Genomic DNA, 1,541 nt, shown 5'->3' on the forward strand with positions numbered 1-1,541 from the left:
GTGAACTACCCCACCCTACCGCTCGCCTGACGGCTCGCGCTTGAGGGTGGGGCTTCCTGTTTCAACGACGCGCTTTGCAGACACAGGTGTATCCACAGGGAGCGCAGTCTCCACAGGCGTTGATTCGGAGTGTCCCGCCCCTAACCGCTTCTTGATACCGCGAGAAAGAATGTTCCACGCCGCGTTCGCGTCTCTATCCGCTTTAAACCCACACGCCGGGCAGGAGTGTTCCCGCACCCACAACGGTTTGTCCGTCGAGACACCGCAGGACGCACACTCTTTGGTCGTCCCTGCCGGGTCTACTGCCACGAAGTGAGTCCCTTCGCGTTCGCACTTGTATTCGAGCATCCGCAAGAACGTCCCCCACGCCGCACCTGCCCGGTTTCGAGAGTTGCCCGGAAGTTCGACTAACCCCTTCGCGTCCAAGTCCTCGACGGTCACGAGGTCATACTCCCGAGCGTAGTAGTTCGAGAGTTTGTGCAAGAAGTCGCGGCGTTTGTTCTTCAACTCGGCGTGGCGTTCGGCCACGACCTTTCGCTGTTTTTGCCAATTCGCAGACCCGTGTTCTTTCCGCGAGAGGTCGCGCTGTGCGCGCTCCAAGCGTTCGCGCTCGTCGGAGAGGTCGAGAGATTCAACGGCGTTTCCGTCCGTGTCGTGGGCGTACTTGAGAATCCCCACGTCGATACCGACGCACCTCTCGGGATTCTCAGGCTTCTCCGATGGGTCGTCCGGGGTTTCGACGCCGAGGACGGCGTACCAATTCCCGGTGGGTTCCTGTTTGACCGTGACGGTCTTGATTTCGACGTCGTTGGGCAGGTCGCGGTGGAACGTAAGCGGGATTTCACCAATTTTCGAGAGCCACAGTCGAGTCCGACCGCTCGTGTTTTTGAGCTTGAAGCCGGATTGACTGTAGGTGAAACTGCGGTACTCGCCCGGTGGCTTCCACTTGAGCGTCCCCACGCGGTAGCCGTTCTCTTTGCGTCCGCGAAGCGTCGATAGGTTATCGTACAACCGCTGAACGACTTTCTGAAGTACCTTCGAGTGAACGTCTTTCAGGTCGTCCCACCATTTCTTGAGACTCGGCAAGAGTTTCTGCTCGCTGTATGCCGAGGTGTCGTCGGTGCGGTTGAGTCGGTGGAGGAAGTGGTTGTAGACCTGTCTACAGGTATCGACAGTCCACGTTAACTGTTCGAGGTGGGCGTCGGACGGTCGGAGTCGATACCTGTAGTTGTAGTTCATCGGGTGTGCTACTCGTCAGGTTCGGTGGTTCGGACGATTTTCACGTCTGCGCCACGCCATCGTTTCGGGACGAGGACGTGAGCGCCGTTGCCGGTGGCTTTGACCGTCCCGTCGATGACTTCGTGGCCTTCGATTTCATGTCTATCCATCACCTATGTTTACATATAGTTTCAACATAAAGATGGCGGTGGGCCTGTGGGCCGAGCGTCGAACGTGTTTGCTACTCGTGCGGCGCTGTATCCCCTCCCTACTCGCTCGCTCCGCTCGCTCGTTGAGGAAGGGGCCTTAGCGCCTCAATTCAG

At 58.3% G+C, this 1,541-nt stretch carries 2 protein-coding genes; both read right to left on the bottom strand.

Translation table 11 applies throughout. The features are described 5' to 3' along the window. Positions 1 to 15: 15 nt before the first annotated feature. Positions 16 to 1,239 (bottom strand): RNA-guided endonuclease InsQ/TnpB family protein, encoded by a 1,224-nt coding sequence (locus tag ACFQI8_RS19430; RefSeq protein ID WP_390247733.1) that lies wholly within the window; start codon positions 1,237 to 1,239, stop codon positions 16 to 18. An 8-nt stretch (positions 1,240 to 1,247) separates the two neighbouring features. Then, the gene (locus tag ACFQI8_RS19435) at positions 1,248 to 1,388 is read right to left on the bottom strand and encodes a DUF2080 family transposase-associated protein (protein ID WP_004967282.1); all 141 of its coding nucleotides are present in this window, start codon (positions 1,386 to 1,388) and stop codon (positions 1,248 to 1,250) included. Between the last annotated feature and the right edge of the window lie 153 nt (positions 1,389 to 1,541).

The sequence above is a fragment of the Haloferax chudinovii genome (assembly GCF_042663345.1).
GTDB classification, from domain to species: Archaea; Halobacteriota; Halobacteria; order Halobacteriales; family Haloferacaceae; genus Haloferax; species Haloferax chudinovii.

Coding starts and splice junctions, on each gene's coding strand:
- ACFQI8_RS19430 (WP_390247733.1), bottom strand. CDS start 1,239: ATGAACTACAACTACAGGTATCGACTCCGACCGTCCGACGCCCACCTC.
- ACFQI8_RS19435 (WP_004967282.1), bottom strand. CDS start 1,388: ATGGATAGACATGAAATCGAAGGCCACGAAGTCATCGACGGGACGGTC.